The sequence below is a fragment of the Ralstonia mojiangensis genome, from assembly GCF_023955645.1.
Classification (GTDB): Bacteria; Pseudomonadota; Gammaproteobacteria; order Burkholderiales; family Burkholderiaceae; genus Ralstonia; species Ralstonia mojiangensis.
This window is the reverse complement of the sequence record NZ_JAMXHU010000001.1, coordinates 131,042-147,748: the sequence shown is the minus strand read 5'-3', so window position 1 is coordinate 147,748 and position 16,707 is coordinate 131,042. Positions and strand designations below refer to the sequence as shown.

Genomic DNA, 16,707 nt, shown 5'->3' with positions numbered 1-16,707 from the left:
CGGCAAATTCAGTGTGAGGACAATTCGGAGGCTTGCGCCGATAGGCGGATCAGACCGGCACCGGCAGGCTGCCCGGCCGCGCGATGCGCATCGCCAGTTGCAGCAGACCATCCCAAGGTTCGGCGGGCAGCGATGGTTCGCGCAATCCCTTGACCTGCCGATCCAGCTTGGCAGCCATGGAGAGCGCTCCCTCCAGCTCGCGCTGCGACAACCGCTGCGCCGCCTGCGGCACCAGCCGCTCGCGCGGGCCCCAGACCCGAAGTTCCCGCAGCATGGACGCCACCGGCTTGCCCTGGGCCGCGCCCGAGGCGATTTTTGATAATACGCGAATTTCTTCCGTCAACGTCCAGAGGACCAGGACCGTGGCTTCGCCCTCGCCGCGCAGCCCTTCGAGCATGCGGACCAGCCGCGGCACATCGCCTGCCAGCATGGCTTCGGACAGCTTGAACACGTCGTAACGCGCCACGTTGAGCACCGCATCGTGCACATCGTCGAACGTCAGCACACCGGGCGGATGCAGCAAGCCGAGTTTCTGGATTTCCTGATGCGCGGCCAACAAGTTGCCTTCCACGCGGTCGGCAATGAACTGCAGCGCGCGGCGGCCAGGATCACCGGGCTCCACGCGTTGCTGCTGGCGCGCCAAGCGCTCGCCAATCCAGCCGGGCAGCTTGGTGCGATCCACCGAATCGACCTTGATCGACACGCCCGCCCCTTCCAGCGCCGCAAACCACGCCGACTTGGCGGTCGCAAAATCCAGACGCGGCAGCGTGATCAGCGTGACGGTGTCGGTGGCCGGCCCGGACGGCGTGCCTGCAGCCAATGCGCGCAATGCTTCGCCGCCATCCTTGCCGGGCTTGCCGGACGGAATGCGCAGCTCGACGATCTTGCGATCCCCGAACAGCGACATCGATTGCTGCGCCTCGGTCACGCGCGACCACGAAAAACCGCGCTCGACACTCATCACCTCGCGCTCGGTAAAGCCCTGCGCGCGTGCGGCCTGGCGCAGCGCATCGACCGCTTCCAGTGCCAACAGGTGCTCGTCACCGTGCACCAAATACAGCGGCGCCAGGCCTTTGGCGCCGGCCTGCTTGAGGTGCCCTTCGAGCGCGTCGAGCCGCAGTTGCATGACCAGCCGGCCGCTTATGACGGCAGCTTCACGGCACCGAGGCGCCGCACGAGCTGGTTGATCGTATCGCCCTGCATGTCTCGGTAGAGCGCCGCTTCTTCGTAGTCCTTGGCGAGCACCTGCGTCTCGTTGTACGAGAGATCGCGGAACTGCGTGATTTCCGACGGCGGGATCAGCAGGTTGTCGTGCGCATCGCGCAGCTGGAACCGGAAGCGATACGTGATGCGGTATTCGCGCACCACACCTTGCGGCGTGAGCGACGAGATGGTCTTCACGCGGTCTTCGGCCAGCACGTCGAGCAGCGCATCGGCGTCCTTCTTGTCCGACACGATAACGGTATCGGAGCCGTTGTCGATCAGCCGGCGCAGCTGCGCGCGCATCTGCGAGTTCTGCGGCAGGTTGATGTACAGGCGCTTGAACGCGAAGTCGGTATTGCCCCGCATGTGGAAGCCGCAGGCAGACAGCGCCGGCAGCGCGATCGCCAGGGCAAGGACAGAGCGACCAAAGCGGCGGCGGGACAAACCTCGGGACAACGACATAACCATGCGTTCCTTGAGTGGGATGGCCGATCAGGCCACCACGTTCACCAGACGGCCCGGCACCACGATGATCTTCTTGGGCGGCTTGCCTTCAGCAAACTTCTGGACCGCCTCATCCTTGGCGGCAATCGCTTCGATGGCGGCACGGTCGGCATCGGCCGGCACGACGATGCTGCCGCGCACCTTGCCGTTGACCTGCAGCACGAGTTCGATCTCGCTCTGCACCAGCGCACCTTCGTCGACCTGCGGCCACGGGGCGTCGAGCAAGTCGCCATACGCACCGGCGTAGCCCAGTTCTGTCCACAGCACGTGCGTGATGTGCGGCACCACCGGATACAGCACGCGCAGCAGCAGCCCCAGGCCTTCGCGGCGCGCATCGTCGCCCGCGTCCTTGGCACCTTCCAGCGCGTTGAGCATCTTCATCGTCGCCGAGACGACGGTGTTGTACTGCAGACGCTCGTAGTCGTAGTTGGCTTGCTTGAGCACGGTGTACAGCTCGCGGCGCAGCGCGCGATCGGCGTCCGTTGCACCCGCCACGACGCCATTACCGTGACCAGCGCGAATTGCGTCAGCATACGCCACGCCAAAGTTCCACAGACGGCGCAGGAAGCGCGAGGCGCCTTCCACACCAGCATCGTTCCACTCGAGCTGTTGCTCGGGCGGCGCTGCGAACATCGTGAACAAGCGCGCCGTGTCGGCACCGTATTGGTCGATCAGCGCTTGCGGGTCGATGCCGTTGTTCTTCGACTTCGACATCTTTTCCACACCGCCGATCACCACCGGCTGGCCGTCGGCCTTGAGCGTGGCGCCCATCGGACGGCCGCGCTCATCGGTCTGCACGTCAACATCGGCCGGGTTGATCCACTGCTTCTTGCCCGAGGCATCTTCGCGGTAATACGTCTCGTTGAGCACCATGCCCTGCGTGAGCAGGTTGGTGAACGGCTCGTCGAACTTGACCAGGCCCAGGTCACGCATGACCTTGGTCCAGAAGCGCGCGTACAGCAGGTGCAGGATCGCGTGCTCGATGCCGCCGATGTACTGGTCCATCGGCATCCAGTAATCGTTGCGGGCGTCGACCATGGTGTCGCCGTCCGGGCACGTATAGCGCATGTAGTACCAGCACGAATCGATGAACGTATCCATCGTGTCGGTCTCGCGGCGCGCGGGCTTGCCGCACGACGGGCACGTGCATTCCAGGAAGCGCGGGTCCTTGTTCAGCGGGTTGCCCGTGCCATCCGGAACGAGGTCTTCGGGCAGGCGCACCGGCAGATCCTGTTCGGGCACCGGCACGACGCCGCAGCTCTCGCAATGGATCAGCGGGATCGGCGTGCCCCAGTAGCGCTGACGCGAGATGCCCCAGTCGCGCAGGCGCCAGGTGGTCTTCTTCTCGCCCAGGCCTTGTGCAGCCAGATCGGCAGCCACGGCGTCGACAGCCTGTTGATAATTCAGGCCGTCGTACTTGCCGCTGTGGAACAGCACGCCGTGTTCTTTGTCGCCGTACCAATCGGCCCAGGTGGTCGTGTCGTACGACTGCCCCTTCACGTCGATGACTTGCTTGATGGGCAGGCTGTACTTGTTGGCGAAGGCGAAGTCGCGCTCGTCGTGCGCGGGCACGCCCATCACGGCGCCATCGCCGTAGGTCATCAGCACGTAGTTGCCGACCCACACCGGCACGGATTCGCCCGTGAGCGGATGTGTGACGGTCAGGCCCGTCGGCATGCCCTTCTTTTCCATGGTTGCCATGTCGGCTTCCATGACGCTGCCGTGCTTGCACTCTTCGATGAAGGCCGCAAGTGCCGGGTTGGTCTGAGCGGCGTGCGTAGCGATGGGGTGTTCAGCGGCCACGGCGCAGAAGGTCACGCCCATGATGGTGTCGGCGCGCGTGGTGAAGACATACAGCTTGCCGTCGTTGATCAGCTTGCCGTCATCCCCGGAAATGTTGTGCGGGAATGCAAAACGCACACCCTCGCTCTTGCCGATCCAGTTTTGCTGCATGAGCTTGACGCGCTCCGGCCAGCCCAGCGGATCAAGGTCGGAGAGCAGCTCCTGCGCATACTTGGTAATGCCCAGGTAGTACATCGGGATCTCGCGCTTTTCCACGATCGCGCCCGAGCGCCAGCCGCGCCCGTCGATCACCTGCTCGTTGGCGAGTACGGTCTGGTCGACCGGATCCCAGTTGACGGTGCCGGTCTTGCGGTAGGCGATGCCCTTTTCGAGCATCTTCAGGAACAGCCACTGGTTCCAGCGGTAATAGTCCGGGCTGCAGGTCGCCACTTCGCGCGACCAGTCGATCGCCAGACCCATCGACTGCATCTGCTTCTTCATGTAAGCGATGTTGTCGTACGTCCATGCAGCCGGTGCCACGCCGTTGTTGAGCGCGGCGTTTTCCGCCGGCATGCCGAAGGCGTCCCAGCCCATCGGCATCAGCACGTTGTACCCCTTCATGCGCAACTGACGCGTCATCACGTCGTTGATCGTGTAGTTGCGCACGTGGCCCATGTGCAGCTTGCCCGACGGATACGGCAGCATCGAGCACGCGTAGAACTTGGGCTTGTCCGAGCCGTCAGCAGCGCGCGCGTGTTCGGTCACGCGGTAGGCATCCAGGGCCTGCCAATGTTGCTGCGCTTGCTGTTCAACTTCAGACGGGGAGTATTTGTCTTGCATGGTGATGGGTCGTCCGGGTACCCCGGGCGATTGCAGCCGCGCCACCAACGCGCGCAGCCGGATTGAATAACGGAAAAGGCCCGATTATACCGTCGCCACCCGCCCCATCCGGGCGATCGCGAGCGGAGAAAAAAGGCGCCGGACAGGCCTGCCGGCGCCCTTTCCTGCCCGCCTGATTTACAGGCCGAGCACGTCGTTCATGTCGTACAAACCTTTCTTGCCAGCCACGTACACCGCAGCGCGCACGGCGCCTTCGGCATACGACTGGCGCGTGTTGGAGCGATGCGTGATCTCGATGCGCTCGCCGTCACCGGCAAACAGCACGGTGTGGTCGCCTACGATGTCGCCGCCGCGCACCGTGGCAAAACCGATGGTGCCCAGCTCCCGCGGGCCGGTCTCGCCTTCGCGGGCATAGACCGCGCGATCGGCCAGTTTGGTGCCCTGTGCCTCGGCTACGATCTCGCCCATCTTGAGCGCGGTGCCCGACGGCGCGTCAATCTTGTGCTTGTGGTGCGCCTCGATGATCTCGACGTCGTAGCCCTGCGCCAGGATCTTGGCGGCGACTTCGATCAGCTTGAAGGTCGCATTCACGCCCACGCTCATGTTCGGGGCCCAAACCACGCCGATCGATTCACCGTAGGTCTTGAAGCTGGCCTTCTGCTCTGCCGTGAAACCGGTCGTACCGATCACGACGGCAGTGCCCAGCTCACGCGCCACATTCAGGTGATTGAGCGTCGCGTCAGGGCGCGTGAAATCGATCAGCACGTCGGCCTGGGAGAGCCCCGCGCGCACGTCGTCGGTCACAATCACGCCAGTGGTCTTGCCAAGCTTGGCGCCGGCATCCTGTCCCACGGCGTCACTGCCGGCGCGATCCAACGCGGCGCCAAGCGTCACGCCCGGCGTGCGCAGTACGGTGTCGATCAGCATCTGGCCCATGCGGCCCGAGGCGCCTGCAATCGCAATTTTCATGTCGGTGGAAGCGAAAAGCTGCAAAAGAGAAAGCGGTCTGTAAAACGCACAAGCGGCGGAACCCGTCCGCCGCTCGCTCGAAGATGGTGTGCCGATGCTCTGGCTACGTGCGCCCCTGGACGTTCAGGGCGACGTGGTGGCCGGCGGCGGAACGCTGGTGTCGGTCCCGCCACCGCCGGTGCGGCGCTCCGGCAACGTCACGTCAACATTGTTTTTGGAACCGGTAGTCGACTGCACGCGGTCAGTGACTTCAGCCGACGGAATCGACGGTGCGCGCGCTGCCGGAGCGGCGCCCGCAGCGGCGGCAGCTTGCGCGGCATCCTTCTTCGGGCGCTTGATGCCATCGATCTCGGAGATCAGCTCCGATTCGGACGGCAGCTCATCAGCGCCCACCCACTTGGAGAGACGATCGCCGTCAAACCACACGGTCAGCTTGCGTTCCTGCACAACGGCCGTGTTGCCACGCTTGAACGAGAAGATGTAATCCCAGCGGTTGGCATGGAACATATCCGTCAACAGCGGCGTGCCAAGTACGAAGCGCACCTGGTCGCGCGTCATGCCTTCCTTGAGCTGCGCCGCTTGTTCGCGCGAGACGAAATTGCCTTGCACGATATCGATGCGATACGGCGTGATGGCATTGGCGATCTTGCGCGTGGTGCTGTCATAGGTGCCGCATCCGGCCAGCAACGCCGACGCAGCGAGCATGGCACCCACCAACAGGCCGCCGCGACGGGCGACGTGGGTAAAACGGACAGGACTGCGCGCAAAGGAAAAGGTCATGAGCGATCGGCCTTCAAACGGTTCCGGACATGCCGGTACGGGAGGAATCGGCGACGGCTGGGCACATCGTGCATGCCCGTCAATAGGACTTTTGCCGCCAAAACCCTTATGATTGGAATCCGAACATTGTACTCTAGGGAGCCTGGCGCATGCCGAGTCCTGCAGACCTCAAGAACATCGGTCTGAAAGCCACGGTGCCGCGGTTGAAGATCCTCGAGATCTTTCAGACCAGCGAAGAGCGCCACATGAGCGCCGAAGACGTGTACCGCATCCTGCTCGCCGAGCACCTGGACATTGGCCTGGCCACGGTCTATCGCGTGCTGACGCAGTTCGAACAGGCGGGCCTGCTGTCACGCAACAACTTCGAATCCGGCAAGGCGATCTACGAACTCAACGAGGGCAAGCACCACGATCACCTGGTATGCCTCGATTGCGGCCGTGTGGAAGAATTTTTCGATGCCGAGATCGAGCAGCGCCAGCAGAGCATCGCCCGTGCGCGCGGCTTTGCGCTGCAAGAGCACGCGCTGTCGCTCTATGGCAATTGCACGAAGGAAGCCTGCCCGCATCGACCAAAGCGCTGAAGCATCACATCGCAAAAGAAAACGGCCGCATCGCCTGCGGCCGTTTTTCATTGAAGCGGCGAGATGGCGGATGTCAGGCGGACAGCCGCGTCTCGTCCTCCTTTTCTGCGTCGCCCTGGCCGCCTTTTTCTGCCTTGCCGTGCTCATTGGCCTGCATGGGCGGATGCGCCGGAGCACCTGACGCCTGCCCAGTGTATTCGGCCACGACCTGCTTGAAGAGCTGACGCGCCCAAACAAGCATCGGATGCGTGTTGCGGCTACGGTGCCACAGCATGTTCAGGCCCAGCACGGTTTCGAGCTCTGCGGGCAGCGGGAACGCGTTCAGGTCGTACATCTTGCAGACCATGTCTTTCATCAGCGAGTTGACCGTGAAGATCATGTCGGTCTGAGCAGCCACTTCGCCTTGCGTGCGCCAGCTATGCACAGTCATGGTCGAGTTGCGCTTGAGGCCGCGCTGCTGCAAGGCGTAGTCCAGCGGAATGAGCGACGGCGCAACACGACTGCCGGGGCTGCCCTGCGCGATGAAGATATGCTCGCAGTCGAGGTATTGCTCGAGCGTGCAGCGTTCCCCGAGGATCGGGTGGTCCTTGCGTGCACAGACCCACATGTTGAAGGAGGTGACGACCTCTTCCATGATCTCGGGGTGGCGCGTGGGGAACGGCGAGAACGCTAGGTCCAGCTCGTTCGCGCGCATGGCCGCCACATCGGCTTCCCACGAAGACGACTCAGTCAGGCGCACCTGCAATGCCGGCGCCAGACGCTTGATGCGCAGCAGGAAGCGATCGAACAGCGCATCCCCCAACGTGCCGGCAAAGCTGACGTTGAACGTACCGGTGGCTTCGGCCGGGTCAAACGTGGCGATATCGCCCTCGTTGATGGCGGCCCAGAGGTCGAGCATCTCACGCACCTTGGGACCCAGTTCGAGCGCCTTGGGCGTCGGCGTCAGGCCGTGCGGGACACGGATAAAGAGGGGATCGTCGAAAATTTCGCGCAAGCGGCCCAGCGAATGCGAGACAGCCGGTGCGGTCATGTGCATCTTTTCAGCCACGTAGGTGGCGTTGCGCTTGCTGAGCAGCTCAACAAAAATCACCAGCAGCTTGGTATCGACGTTGACCATGGGACGCCTTGGCTCGAACACGTTGGAAAACTGGAAAGGCAACCATTGCCAAGGCAATGGGCCGGACGCGACGTAAAAGCCCGCCACATCACAATGTAGTAATTGTTCAGTGTACGGACTGCAACCCGATTTTCAAAGCGAATTCCTGTAGCCCGAATTCAAAATTTGCGCATCCGCAAACGTTTTCTTTCCGGTCGGTAACAAACGTCGAGCAGGCCCCCGATGAGCGTCGTGTGGCCGTGACGACTCCTCCGCTTCGCCTGTCTATGAAAAAACGCGCCCAAAGGCGCGTTCTTCCGGGCCGTTAAGCAGGATTACTTGCCGACCACGCGCGCCATTTCCAGGCACTTGTTCGAGTAACCCCACTCGTTGTCGTACCAGCTCACGACCTTGATGAACGTGCCGTCCAGTGCGATGCCGGCTTCGGCGTCGAAGATCGAGGTGCGTGCATCGCCGCGGAAATCCGTAGCGACGACCTTGTCTTCGGTGTAGCCCAGCACGCCCTTCAGCGCGCCTTCGCTTTGTGCCTTCATTTCGGCGCAGATTTCAGCGTACGTGGCTGCACTTTCCAGCTCGACGGTCAGGTCAACGACCGACACGTCCGACGTCGGCACGCGGAACGACATGCCGGTCAGCTTCTTGTTCAGCTGCGGAATCACCACGCCCACGGCCTTGGCAGCGCCGGTGGACGACGGGATGATGTTTTCCAGGATGCCGCGGCCGCCGCGCCAGTCCTTGTTGGACGGGCCGTCAACGGTCTTCTGCGTGGCAGTGGCAGCGTGCACGGTCGTCATCAGGCCCCGCTTGATGCCCCACTTGTCGTTCAGCACCTTAGCAACCGGTGCCAGGCAGTTGGTCGTGCACGAAGCGTTGGAGATGATCGCCTCGCCCTTGTACGTTTCGTGGTTCACGCCGTACACGAACATCGGGGTGTCGTCCTTGGACGGGGCCGACATGATCACCTTCTTGGCGCCCGCATCGATGTGCTTCTGCGCGCCTTCCTTGGTCAGGAAGATGCCGGTCGATTCGATCACCACGTCGGCGCCGACTTCGCCCCACTTCAGTTCAGACGGATCCTTCACGGCGGTCAGGCGGATCTTCTTGCCGTTGACGACGAGCGTGTTGCCGTCGACCGACACTTCACCGTCGAAGCGGCCGTGTACCGAGTCGTACTTCAGCATGTACGCCAGGTAGTCGGGCTCGAGCAGGTCGTTGATGGCAACAACTTCGATGTCCTTGAAGTTGGCGGCGGCGGCGCGGAACACCATGCGTCCGATGCGGCCGAAGCCGTTGATGCCGATCTTGATGGTCATGGTCAGTCTCCTGATAGCAGAAAAGAAATCGACGATGCGATAAAAACCAGCGCGGCACCTCGTGGGTGCCGCGTACGCAAATTCAGTTAAACAATGACGCTCTTGGCGGTGTTCACCACGTTTTCGACGGTGAAGCCGAAGTGCTTGAACAGCACGCCCGCCGGGGCCGACTCACCGAACGTGTCGATACCGACCACCGCTTGTACCTGGTACTTCCACCAGAAATCGGTCACGCCCGCTTCCACGGCGATGCGCGGCACACCGGCCGGCAGCACGCTCGCCTTGTAGGCGGAATCCTGCTTGTCGAACACGGTGGTGGCGGGCACCGACACCACGCGCGCATGGATACCCTCGGCTGCAAGCTGGTCTGCTGCACCAACCGCCAGGCCAACTTCCGAGCCGGTGGCGATGATCACCACGTCCGGCTTACCGTTGGAGGCATCGCGCAGCACGTAGCCGCCGCGAGCGATGGCTTCGCGCGTGGCCGGGTTGCGCGCCTGGAACGGCAGGTTCTGGCGGCTGAAGATCAGGCAGCTCGGGCCGTTCTGGCGCTGGATGGCAGCGGCCCAGGCGACGGCGGTTTCGGTGGTGTCGGCGGTGCGCCAGACATCCATGTTCGGGATCAAGCGCAGGCTGGCAACGTGCTCGATCGACTGGTGCGTCGGGCCGTCTTCGCCCAGGCCGATGGAATCGTGCGTGAAGACGAAGATCGAGCGAATCTTCATCAGCGCGGCCATGCGCAGCGCATTGCGGCTGTAGTCGGAGAACGTCAGGAACGTGCCGCCGTACGGAATGTAACCGCCGTGCAGCGCAATGCCGTTCATGATGGCGCTCATGCCGAACTCGCGTACCCCGTAGTTGATGTGGTTGCCCCAGGCGTCCACACGCACGGCCTTGCTGCCGCTCCAGTTGGTCAGGTTCGAGCCGGTCAAGTCAGCCGAGCCGCCCAACAGCTCGCCCAGCACCGGGCCATAGGCTTCGAGCGTGTTCTGGCTGGCCTTGCGCGTGGCAATGGTCTCAGCCTTCTGCTCGCACTTCTCAATGAACTCGGCGACGGCCTTGTCGAAGGCTTCCGGCAGTTCACCACGCATGCGGCGCTCGAATTGCTCGGCTTCGGCCGGGTGGCGCTCGGAATACGCATCGAACAGTGCGTTCCAAGCCTTTTCCAGTGCCTGGCCTTGGCCCTTGGCATCCCACGCGTCGTACACGGCTTGCGGGACTTCAAACGGGGCGTGCGGCCAAGCCAGCGCCTCACGCGCGGCAGCGATTTCAACGCCGCCCAGCGGTGCGCCGTGCACGTCGTGACCGCCTTCCTTGTTGGGCGCGCCCTTGCCGATGAGCGTGCGGCAGCAGATCAGGGTCGGTTTGTCCGACTTCTTGGCTTCGGCAATGGCGGCGTCAACGGCGTCAACGCTGTGGCCATCCACGGCGCGGATCACGTTCCAGCCGTACGCTTCGAAGCGCTTCGGGGTGTCGTCGTTGAACCAGTGGACAACGTCGCCGTCGATCGAGATGCCGTTGTCGTCCCACAGCGCGATCAGCTTGTTCAGTTTGAGCGTGCCGGCCAGCGAGCATGCCTCGTGGCTGATGCCTTCCATCAGGCAGCCGTCGCCCAGGAAGACATAGGTGTGGTGGTTGACGATGTCGAAGCCCGGGCGGTTGAATTCCTGGCCCAAAAGGCGCTCGGCCAGGGCCATGCCGACAGCGTTGGTAATGCCTTGGCCCAGCGGGCCGGTGGTGGTTTCCACGCCCGGGGTGATGCCGTATTCCGGGTGGCCGGCGGTCTTGCTGTGCAGCTGGCGGAAGTTCTTCAGTTCCGACATCGGCAGGTCATAGCCGGTCAGGTGGAGCAGCGCGTAGACCAGCATCGAGCCGTGGCCGTTGGACAGCACAAAGCGGTCGCGATCAGGCCAGCGCGGGTTCAGCGGGTTGTGGCGCAGGTGGCGGCTCCACAGTGCCACGGCGATATCCGCCATGCCCATCGGCGCGCCGGGGTGGCCCGAATTGGCTTGCTGGACGGCGTCCATGGCAAGCACGCGAATGGCGCTGGCCATCAACTGGGTAGGCTGGGTGGTATTCGAGTGGAGGGCGGGGGCGGTCATGCGAACCTGCGGCAGGAGATAGGCGGGAAAACCGCGATTTTACCAGACGGGAATGACCCGGCTGGGGTGATCGCGGTCAGTAAAACGTGCTACGACGTCCCCTCCCCCGCCCGGCTTACCACTCCGCGACGGAACCGTCGGCGTGGCGCCACACCGGGTTGCGCCAGTCGGGGGCTTCCTTGCTGCGCTCGATGACCAATGCCTCGTCAATATCCACGCCCAGGCCAGGCAGGCGCGGCGGGCGGATATAGCCGCCTTCCAGCGCAAAATCAGCCTTGTTCCGCACGTAATCGAGCAGTTCAGCGCCCTTGTTGTAATGAATGCCCATGCTCTGTTCCTGCAACGTGGCGTTCCAGCTCACGAAATCTACGTGCAGGCAAGCGGCCAGCGCGATGGGGCCAAGCGGGCAATGCGGCGCCAACGCCACATCGTAGGCCTCGGCCATGGCGGCGATCTTCACGCATTCTGTAATGCCGCCGGCGTGAGACAGGTCCGGCTGCAGGATCGATACCCCGCCCGCTTCCAGCACGCGCTTGAAATCGAAGCGCGAGAACATGCGCTCACCAGCGGCGATGGGCAGATGCGTGTGGGCGGCCAGGCGGGCATAGGTTTCTGCCTGCTCGGCCAGCACGGGTTCTTCGATAAAGAGCGGGCGATACGGCTCCAGCTCCTTGATCAGCACCTTGGCCATCGGCGCAGAAACGCGGCCGTGGAAATCGAGCCCGAATTCGACGGTGTTGCCGAACGCCGAGCGAATCTCGGCGACCTTGGCGACCGCCGCGTCGACGGCGCGGGACGTGTCGATGATGCCCATCTCTTCGCAGCCGTTGAGCTTGAAGTGATCGAAGCCGCCGGCCTGCAGCGCCTTCATGCCTGCAATTACGTCGGCCGGACGGTCGCCGCCGACCCAGCTGTACGTGCGCATCTTGTCGCGTACGAGACCGCCGAGCAGTTCGTATACCGGCACGCCCAGCACCTTGCCCTTGATGTCCCACAGCGCCTGATCGATGCCGGCGATGGCGCTCATCAGGATCGGGCCGCCACGGTAGAAACCGGCGCGGTACATGGTCTGCCAGAGGTCGTTGATGCGGCTCGGGTCTTGGCCGATGAGGTAATCGGACAGCTCGTGCACCGCCGCTTCCACCGTGCGCGCGCGGCCTTCGATGACGGGTTCGCCCCAGCCGGTGACGCCCTCGTCGGTCTCGACTTTCAGGAACATCCAGCGCGGCGGCAGGCGGTACGTGGTCAGGCGGGTGATTTTCATGGATCGAATCGATGGTGCGTTCAGGTGCGGACGGATCGGGCGGTGCGGTAAGCGGTGACGAAGGCGCGTGCGCGTTCGGCGGTGCGCTCGACGGGCTGGCCAGGGCGATACAGGTCGCTGCCGAGGCCTGCGCCGATGCAGCCGGCGGCAAGGTAATCGGCGAGGTTCTCCGGCGTGATGCTGCCGACGGCAAACACCGGCACCTCGGCGGGCAGCACGGCCTTGAGCGCACGCACGTAGCCCGGGCCAAGCGCGCCGGCCGGAAAAATCTTCAGCGCCTGCGCGCCCGCGTCGAGCGCGGCAAAAGCTTCGGTGGCGGTCATGCAGCCGATGCAGGTAACGAGCTTGCGTGCGGCTGCGGCACGGATCACGTCTGCATTCGTATTGGGCGTCACGACCAGCTTGCCGCCGGCCGCGACCATCAAGTCAACGTCTTCGGGGCGCAGCACGGTGCCCGCGCCAATCAGCGCGCGGTCGCCAAAAGCACGTGCGGCAAGCTGCACGCTCTGCGCCCAGTCGGGCGAGTTCAGCGGAATTTCGATGGCATCGAAACCGGCATCGACGAGCGCCTGCGTGTGCGCCAGCACCTCGTCAGGCCGGATGCCGCGCAAGATGGCGATCAGCGGAAGGTGGGTTGTCCAGGTCATTCGTGATAGAGCTGCGAGCGCCCGCCATCGATCAGGATGTCGGTCGAGTTGATGAAACGCGCCTCGTCGGAAGCGAGGAACAGCGCGGTGTAGGCCACCTCTTCGGGCTCGCCGATGCGCTTGCACGGCAGCAGCTCGGCCTGGCGGCGGCGTTCGGCTTCGGGGTCAGGTGCGGCGGCAAAGCCGGCTTCGGCAATTGGCGTGAGGATCAGCCCTGGCGAAATCGAATTCACGCGGATACCACGCGCCGCATATTCAATGCCCAGCGCCCGCGTGAGCCCGATCAGCCCATGCTTGGCCACCGGATACGGAAACGCGCCCGGAATGATCTTGTGCCCATGCACCGAGGCGATGTTGACGATGCTCCCCGCCCCGCGCGCCAGCATGTGCGGCAGCACGGCGCGCGCGCAGTGCCACGCGCCTTCCAGATCGACGGAAAGGCAGCGCGCCCAATCGTCCTCGCTCAACTTGAGCGGATCGGCAAACACGTTGATGCCGGCGTTGTTGACCAGCACGTCAATCCCGCCAAAGCGCTCGACACCTGCGGCGACCATCGCGTCGATCTGCGCGCGGTCGCGCACGTCGGCTTGTACGAGGAGGATGTTGTCGTCGTTGCCAACGCTGTTGCCAATTTCGGCGGCGAACGCCTCGGCGCGCTCGTCACGCACCAGCGCGTTGACGATCACGCGTGCGCCGTGCTGCGCGAACAGCTTGGCAATCGCCCCGCCAATGCCTTGCGTGGCGCCCGTCACCAGGGCGACTTTGCCTGCGAGACGCGGCGGAAAAGACGTCGGAGAAGCGGTCATGCGTTGGGTTGATTCACGGTGAATTGATAGCTGCGCTGCAAGCTCTGCCCGGCGCCGAGAATGGTCAGGCCGTGGTCTTGCGGCAAGCCCGGCAGGTTGTGCGCATTGATCGCGTGGTCAACCGGCTCGAAGCAGAAAAAGTCATGCGACACCGGCGTATACAACACATAGCGCGACGTGTCGGCGGCAATTTGCACAGACGTGCGGCGGCCGGGCCAGACGATCTCGGCACGGCCGTCCCAGCCTTCAAAGCTGTGATTGATGGCGGCGTTGGTCTCCAGCATCCGAAGCTCGCGAAAGTCTGCCTCCGAAGAGAGCGCCTGCAAGGCCGTCGGCAGATAGTCCGGCGCGGATTGCCACATGGCCGTTGCGCCAGCACGCAACCGAACATCGGGCGTGCGCGGAAAGAACGGATGCACGCCCAGCCCGAATGGCAGCGGCGCACCTTCGTTGCGTACTGTCAGCGCGATGGTCAGCGTGTTGCCCATCAGCGTGTAGCGCTGCACCGCCTGATAGCGGAATGGGCGCCCCTGCTCGACCACCGCAGCGAGTTCAACGGACGTGTCTGTTTGCGACACGGCATGCCACGGCATCAGCCAGCCGTGACCATGTAGGGGATACGGTTCGTCGTCACGCGTGCGCGGCACTTCGATGGTCTGCCCCTGGAACGGGAAGCGCCCGCCGCCGATGCGGTTGGACCACGGCACCAGCGAATAGCAAGCCAGCGTTCTCGGATCGCGCAGGGCAGCGTCTGCCTCGCCCGGCCGGAAGATGGGCACAACATCGCCATCGCGCAGCAGATCAAAACGCAGCAACCCGCCGCCCGCCTCGGGCAGCACCTCGGCGCGTAGCACGCCGTTTTCAAGCCGCAACGTAGGCATGGCCGAACCGGCCCTCCGGCAATCCTCGTACGTTGGGTACGGCAAGCTGCAGCGTCGCGCCAGCGTTTACGTCTTCTGCCAGGCGGCGCGCCGACAAGCCGTCGCGCGCCGTCGTCAGATAGAGCGTGTCGAGCGCCTCGCCGCCAAATGCCGGGCACGTGGGCTGCGATGCCGGCACGGGCAAGCGCGCCAGCACACGCCCATCCGGTGCGTACCGCGTCAGCCGGTTGCCGCCCCACTCTGCATTCCACAGGCAGCCGTCTGCGTCGACGGTGGAGCCATCGGGCGAACCCTTGTGCGCACCCTCCGCATCCTGGTCGCGCAGATCGGCGAAGACGCGAATATTGGCGACTGCGCCGGTCTGCCCGTCGTAATCGCACGCGTGGATGCGACGGCTGTTCGTATCGCACCAATACATGGTCTCGCCGCCGGGGCTGAAGGCGATGCTGTTGGCGATGGCGATGTGCGGCAGCGCCAGACGTTGCAGCGTGCCCATCGGCGTGAACCGATAGAAGCTGCCGGTGGGTTCGGGGCCACCTTCGTGCATGGTGCCGAAGACGTAGTTGCCGGAACGATCGGCGCGGCCGTCGTTGACGCGCGTGGTCGGGTTGTGGGGCTCAACCTCGGCCAGCAGCGTAAGCGCGCTGGTGCGCGTGTCGAAGCGGGCGATGTTCTTGGCAAGACCCAGGATCAGCACGCCAGGTTCGTCCGTCAGCACGAAAGAGCCCACGCGTTGCAGCAGCGGCCATTGGCGCTCCTGTCCCGTCGCCGGATCGTGCTGCCACAGCAGCGATTCCTGGATGTCGGTCCACCAGAGCAGGCGCTGGGCGTCGTCCCAGAGGATGCCTTCGCCGAGCGTGCAGCGCAGATCGGACAGCGTGGTTGCGGTTGTCATCTGCGTAGCCTCACTCACGGCCGCCGCGGTTCTTCAACTGATCGACCAGCACCGCCGCCAGCAGAATCGCACCGCGCACCAGGTACTGGTAGAACGCGTCGATATTCAGCAGGTTCATGGCGTTCTGCACGGTGCCCATGATCAACACGCCGACCAGCACCCCGCTGATGGTCGCGCGGCCGCCGAGCAGCGACACGCCGCCCAGCACGCAGGCCGAGATCACATTCAGTTCAAAGCCTTGCGCCGCATTCGGCTGGCCGCTGGTGATGCGCGCCGCCAGAATCACGCCCGCCAGCGCAGCAACCACGCCCTGGATCAGGAAGATGACGATGCGCGTCATGTTGACGTTCACGCCCGCCAGCCGCGCCGCTTCCGGGTTGCCGCCAATCGCCAGCGTATTGCGGCCGTAGATCGTTTTGTTGAGCAGCACGCCAAACACCACGAAGCACAGCCCCGCCACCCACACCGGCGTCGGCACGCCAAAGACGATGGTGTTGCCCAGGTCGAAGAAATCCATGTCGGACACGCCCACCGCCTGCCCGTGCGAGGCAATGAAGGCGAGGCCGCGCACGATTTCCATCGTGGCCAGCGTGGTGATCAGCGCGTTGATCTTCAGCTTGGCGATCACGAAACCGTTGACGCCACCGATGATCGCGCCCGCCACCAGGCTCCCGCCGATGCCAAGTGCGATGCTGCCGGTGGCGTTGATGATCATCGCGCACAGCACGCCGGCAAACGCCACCGTGGAGCCGATCGACAGGTCGAAATCACGCGACGCCAGACAGAACATCATCGTGCAGGCGACCATGCCGATCTGCGAGACGGAGAGCGCAAGGCCCACCATGTTCTGCCACGAGAAGAAATACTCGACTGAGAACGACAGCGCGGCAAACAGAATGGCGAAGATCAGCGGCAGGCTGAAATCGTCCAGCAGGCGAAGTAGGCGCGTCTTGTTCATGGCAGAGCGTGCCGATGCGGCGAGCGCATCGGAATGTTGCAGGGGTTGAGACTGGGACATCTTGG

Annotated in this window: 15 protein-coding genes; 1 reads left to right on the top strand and 14 read right to left on the bottom strand. The window is 64.0% G+C overall.

Annotation, left to right across the window (positions count from 1 at the left end; all coding sequences use genetic code 11):
* Positions 1-49: 49 nt before the first annotated feature.
* The 5 genes from holA to NG898_RS00645 all read right to left on the bottom strand — a co-directional run bounded on the left by holA (position 50) and on the right by NG898_RS00645 (position 6,078).
* Positions 50-1,126, bottom strand: coding sequence for a DNA polymerase III subunit delta (gene holA / locus NG898_RS00665; RefSeq protein ID WP_252690669.1), 1,077 nt, complete (start codon positions 1,124-1,126; stop codon positions 50-52).
* Between the two features lie 14 nt (positions 1,127-1,140).
* The gene (locus NG898_RS00660; RefSeq protein ID WP_037027129.1) at positions 1,141-1,665 is read right to left on the bottom strand and encodes an LPS-assembly lipoprotein LptE; all 525 of its coding nucleotides are present in this window, start codon (positions 1,663-1,665) and stop codon (positions 1,141-1,143) included.
* 30 nt (positions 1,666-1,695) lie between these two features.
* A complete protein-coding gene (gene leuS / locus NG898_RS00655; protein ID WP_252690668.1) occupies positions 1,696-4,329 on the bottom strand; it encodes a leucine--tRNA ligase in 2,634 nt (877 codons plus the stop codon).
* Between the two features lie 177 nt (positions 4,330-4,506).
* Complete coding sequence (gene dapB, locus NG898_RS00650; RefSeq protein ID WP_252690667.1) at positions 4,507-5,298, bottom strand: 4-hydroxy-tetrahydrodipicolinate reductase; 792 nt, start codon at positions 5,296-5,298, stop codon at positions 4,507-4,509.
* A gap of 123 nt (positions 5,299-5,421) precedes the next feature.
* A complete protein-coding gene (locus tag NG898_RS00645) occupies positions 5,422-6,078 on the bottom strand; it encodes an outer membrane protein assembly factor BamE (protein ID WP_252690666.1) in 657 nt (218 codons plus the stop codon).
* Between the two features lie 149 nt (positions 6,079-6,227).
* Here NG898_RS00645 and fur point away from each other — a divergent pair, with 149 nt between their 5' ends.
* Positions 6,228-6,659: a ferric iron uptake transcriptional regulator gene (gene fur / locus NG898_RS00640; RefSeq protein WP_252690665.1), complete on the top strand. Its 432-nt coding sequence runs from the start codon at positions 6,228-6,230 to the stop codon at positions 6,657-6,659.
* A 73-nt stretch (positions 6,660-6,732) separates the two neighbouring features.
* Here fur and NG898_RS00635 read toward each other — a convergent pair whose 3' ends face one another.
* The 9 genes from NG898_RS00635 to araH form a co-directional block, all read right to left on the bottom strand.
* Positions 6,733-7,776 carry a LysR family transcriptional regulator gene (locus NG898_RS00635; protein ID WP_252690664.1) on the bottom strand — a complete coding sequence of 348 codons (1,044 nt, stop codon included), beginning with the start codon at positions 7,774-7,776 and terminating at the stop codon, positions 6,733-6,735.
* 314 nt (positions 7,777-8,090) lie between these two features.
* A complete protein-coding gene (gene gap, locus NG898_RS00630; RefSeq protein ID WP_009241512.1) occupies positions 8,091-9,089 on the bottom strand; it encodes a type I glyceraldehyde-3-phosphate dehydrogenase in 999 nt (332 codons plus the stop codon).
* Positions 9,090-9,175: 86 nt separating this feature from the next.
* Positions 9,176-11,191, bottom strand: coding sequence for a transketolase (tkt, locus tag NG898_RS00625; protein ID WP_252690663.1), 2,016 nt, complete (start codon positions 11,189-11,191; stop codon positions 9,176-9,178).
* Positions 11,192-11,306: 115 nt separating this feature from the next.
* Positions 11,307-12,455 carry a galactonate dehydratase gene (gene dgoD, locus NG898_RS00620; protein WP_012762895.1) on the bottom strand — a complete coding sequence of 383 codons (1,149 nt, stop codon included), beginning with the start codon at positions 12,453-12,455 and terminating at the stop codon, positions 11,307-11,309.
* Between the two features lie 20 nt (positions 12,456-12,475).
* Positions 12,476-13,102: a 2-dehydro-3-deoxy-6-phosphogalactonate aldolase gene (locus tag NG898_RS00615; protein WP_252690662.1), complete on the bottom strand. Its 627-nt coding sequence runs from the start codon at positions 13,100-13,102 to the stop codon at positions 12,476-12,478.
* Positions 13,099-13,908, bottom strand: a complete 810-nt coding sequence (locus tag NG898_RS00610; RefSeq protein WP_252690661.1) for an SDR family oxidoreductase — start codon at positions 13,906-13,908, stop codon at positions 13,099-13,101. Before NG898_RS00610 ends, NG898_RS00615 begins: the two co-directional genes overlap by 4 nt.
* Positions 13,905-14,789 (bottom strand): aldose 1-epimerase, encoded by an 885-nt coding sequence (locus NG898_RS00605; RefSeq protein ID WP_252690660.1) that lies wholly within the window; start codon positions 14,787-14,789, stop codon positions 13,905-13,907. Before NG898_RS00605 ends, NG898_RS00610 begins: the two co-directional genes overlap by 4 nt.
* Positions 14,770-15,684 (bottom strand): SMP-30/gluconolactonase/LRE family protein, encoded by a 915-nt coding sequence (locus NG898_RS00600; RefSeq protein WP_252690659.1) that lies wholly within the window; start codon positions 15,682-15,684, stop codon positions 14,770-14,772. Before NG898_RS00600 ends, NG898_RS00605 begins: the two co-directional genes overlap by 20 nt.
* Positions 15,685-15,694: 10 nt before the next feature.
* Positions 15,695-16,702: an L-arabinose ABC transporter permease AraH gene (araH, locus tag NG898_RS00595; protein WP_024979095.1), complete on the bottom strand. Its 1,008-nt coding sequence runs from the start codon at positions 16,700-16,702 to the stop codon at positions 15,695-15,697.
* Positions 16,703-16,707: the final 5 nt, after the last annotated feature.

Bases quoted from the DNA above. Each gene is read 5' to 3' on its own strand.
- NG898_RS00610 (WP_252690661.1), bottom strand. From the start codon at position 13,908: ATGACCGCTTCTCCGACGTCTTTTCCGCCGCGTCTCGCAGGCAAAGTC.
- NG898_RS00615 (WP_252690662.1), bottom strand. From the start codon at position 13,102: ATGACCTGGACAACCCACCTTCCGCTGATCGCCATCTTGCGCGGCATC.
- dgoD (WP_012762895.1), bottom strand. From the start codon at position 12,455: ATGAAAATCACCCGCCTGACCACGTACCGCCTGCCGCCGCGCTGGATG.
- NG898_RS00660 (WP_037027129.1), bottom strand. From the start codon at position 1,665: ATGTCGTTGTCCCGAGGTTTGTCCCGCCGCCGCTTTGGTCGCTCTGTC.
- fur (WP_252690665.1), top strand. From the start codon at position 6,228: ATGCCGAGTCCTGCAGACCTCAAGAACATCGGTCTGAAAGCCACGGTG.
- NG898_RS00605 (WP_252690660.1), bottom strand. From the start codon at position 14,789: ATGCCTACGTTGCGGCTTGAAAACGGCGTGCTACGCGCCGAGGTGCTG.
- NG898_RS00600 (WP_252690659.1), bottom strand. From the start codon at position 15,684: ATGACAACCGCAACCACGCTGTCCGATCTGCGCTGCACGCTCGGCGAA.
- NG898_RS00645 (WP_252690666.1), bottom strand. From the start codon at position 6,078: ATGACCTTTTCCTTTGCGCGCAGTCCTGTCCGTTTTACCCACGTCGCC.
- holA (WP_252690669.1), bottom strand. From the start codon at position 1,126: ATGCAACTGCGGCTCGACGCGCTCGAAGGGCACCTCAAGCAGGCCGGC.
- dapB (WP_252690667.1), bottom strand. From the start codon at position 5,298: ATGAAAATTGCGATTGCAGGCGCCTCGGGCCGCATGGGCCAGATGCTG.
- araH (WP_024979095.1), bottom strand. From the start codon at position 16,702: ATGTCCCAGTCTCAACCCCTGCAACATTCCGATGCGCTCGCCGCATCG.
- gap (WP_009241512.1), bottom strand. From the start codon at position 9,089: ATGACCATCAAGATCGGCATCAACGGCTTCGGCCGCATCGGACGCATG.
- tkt (WP_252690663.1), bottom strand. From the start codon at position 11,191: ATGACCGCCCCCGCCCTCCACTCGAATACCACCCAGCCTACCCAGTTG.
- leuS (WP_252690668.1), bottom strand. From the start codon at position 4,329: ATGCAAGACAAATACTCCCCGTCTGAAGTTGAACAGCAAGCGCAGCAA.
- NG898_RS00635 (WP_252690664.1), bottom strand. From the start codon at position 7,776: ATGGTCAACGTCGATACCAAGCTGCTGGTGATTTTTGTTGAGCTGCTC.